The 2,572-nt window shown below is 47.2% G+C and carries 2 protein-coding genes; both read left to right on the forward strand.

All coding sequences use genetic code 11. The features are described 5' to 3' along the window. Positions 1 to 2,291: hypothetical protein (locus ACYPWY_RS15960; RefSeq protein ID WP_459686536.1), on the forward strand; the 2,291-nt coding region annotated here is incomplete at its 5' end. A gap of 44 nt (positions 2,292 to 2,335) precedes the next feature. Beyond that, positions 2,336 to 2,563: a hypothetical protein gene (locus tag ACYPWY_RS15965; protein WP_459686537.1), complete on the forward strand. Its 228-nt coding sequence runs from the start codon at positions 2,336 to 2,338 to the stop codon at positions 2,561 to 2,563. Positions 2,564 to 2,572: the final 9 nt, after the last annotated feature.

A 2,572-nucleotide genomic window follows, 5' to 3' on the forward strand; every position in this document is an offset into this window, starting at 1 on the left:
TGTGCATTGGCGGAGCAAATGTTCCCGATATAGCTGATACCGTTACCGGATTGGTTCCGCAGTTTATCGAAATAAAGCCGGACTATGCACCCCGTTTTATCGACAAGTTCTTCGGCAAATACGCCGTACTGCTCGAAACGCCTTTCGCTCGCCAGACCGTCAAAAAGGAACTGATACTGGCAGGCAAGCTGTCGGGCGAAAAAGATATTGAATCCAAAACGGCGGTATCGGTGGCGCATCCATCCAACGGTTATCTGCTGAAAAACATGGTCAGGGAAAGCGGCGACACTTCTGTGGGTGTCTATCTGAATGGCTTGCTTGTCAATGAGATTGTTATCCAAACCAACGGGACTTTCGTTTTTATCAGGCAAGGGAAGGAAATAGCGCGAATGGACGATAACGGAATTTCCTGTTCCAATGTATCCGCAACGGCTTCTCAGGCAGGTTCCGTACTTCTTTACGGTTCCCATATCATTAATGCAGCAGATGATACGGATGAAGGCACCGTCAATATCAATTACGCCGGATATGCAAAAGGAACAGGCAGATTCCGAAATTTCAATGTCTATAACGGCAAAACGGCTTCTCTTCCCCTGCTTCAGGTCGAAGGCAAAACCGCAACGGTATATGCCAATGCTCTGTTCAAGGTCAGTAATTCCGGTTTGGGGATAGCGCTGTCCAATAAGACTTATGCAAAAACAGACAAGCGGCTTGTCAATACCTTTTCATGGGCGGACAGCGCAGGGGAAACGATTGCCTTTATCGGTTACGATACGGCAGATTCCTTTGACCTTATGCTGAAAAACAGTTTGGGCAATATCCTTATCAGTCCCAACGGTTATTTGGATATTCAGGGGGAACTGCGGATTGGCGGTACGGCTATCGGCAATATTTACGTTACCCAAACCACCTTCAACACCGAACTGGCAAAAAAGGTAACAGCGGTAACCGGCAAGGGCTTATCAACCGAAGATTTTACGACTGAATACAAAAGCAAGTTAGACGCTATTTCTTCCGGCAGTCTGTCGGATGGTGGCGGTAATGGGTATGCTTTGGCTTCGGAAGTCGTTACGGAACTGGCCAAAAAGTTATCCAAATCCGGCAATTTATCCGATTTGGATAACAAGGCAACCGCCCGCACGAATTTAGACGTTTATTCCAAAGCGGAAGCTGGAAACATATTTTTAAAAATATCCAATAACCTGCTGGAATTGGTATCCCTTTCCGCCGACGAAATGAACGGGCTTACCCCCGAACAGGCGCTGGCAAGGAAAGCGGAAAAGCAAGCGGCAGTCAGAAATACTATTGATGCCGAGAAAAAGGGAACCGGAGAACTGAAACTGTCCAAGGCTTCCAACCTGTCCGACCTGCCGGACAAGGCGGCGGCAAGAAGCAGCATCGGCGTCTATTCCAAAGCAGAAATGGATGCGCTTTTAGCCGGAAAACTGCCGAATAGCGCCGCCTATACCGGCGAGATTTTTACCACTACCCATAAAACCAAACTGGAGGGCATTAAAACAGGTAATTTTCAGGGGACAAACGCACAGGGACAACCGGTCAACCAGACCGAAGGCTATGTGCTGGTTACGGACGCCGTGAAGGAACTGGGAAAAAAAGCCAACCTGCTGATGGACAATTACAACAATGACCAAAAACTGACCATTGCAAACAATCTTGGAATATACCGGAAAACAGATGCCGATACTAAATTTGCCATACTTGAAAACCTGTTTCAGGACTATATCAATCACTTGACAAGTCAGGGAAAATCCACCACCGAAGCTCAAAAGATACTGCGTGACAAGCTGAATGCACCGGGCAATGAAGATGTCAGCGGGAATTACCTTCGTAAGGATAGCCGGCTGTCTGACCTTGTGCTGTCGAATACCGATGCCAAAAAGCAAGCCTGCCAGAAATTAGGCGCCGCCTACGCCGAGGAATACCAACCCAAACTAACCGATACCGGCTGGCTGCAAATGGCCAATTCGGGCAATGCAACCGATACCAGCCGCCTGTTTATCCGGCAAACAGGCAATATCGTCTGCATACAGGGCATCATCAACACAGCCAAACGCGACGGCAACAACTGGGGTGGAACCGTTGCGGTTATTCCCAACCAGATAATGCCGCCCAAATACGGCTTGCGGATGTCTTATGCCGACTACAACGACGACCATATTTATAACCGCGGTTCTTCCTTCGTCATTCAGGGAAATACACGGAAGATACTGCTTTATGAAAAGGGGTGGTACAATGTGAATACGGAAATCAATTTTACATACATGACGTGAAAAGAGTTATGAGTTAAGAATTATAAGTTAAAAATGAATGATATATGAAGAAAATAAACATTCAAAGGGATATTGACAGCCGCAGGAATATGGCAAAAGCCGTTATGCCGGTTATGGGAATTGAAACGGAAGTAAAACCAGTTAAAGAAGAAAACGATGCCGAAAGCGAAGTTGTACATAGGGCAACGCCTGACACAGGCGCCCCTGCCGGTGAAAAAACGAAGAAAAGAAGACGGACGTCCGAAGGGGACATACAGGCGTTACCTGTTTGAAGAAACCCG

It is taken from the genome of Viscerimonas tarda, assembly GCF_054601255.1.

Excerpts from the sequence above, each read along its gene's own strand:
- ACYPWY_RS15965 (WP_459686537.1), top strand. The coding sequence starts at position 2,336 with ATGAAGAAAATAAACATTCAAAGGGATATTGACAGCCGCAGGAATATG.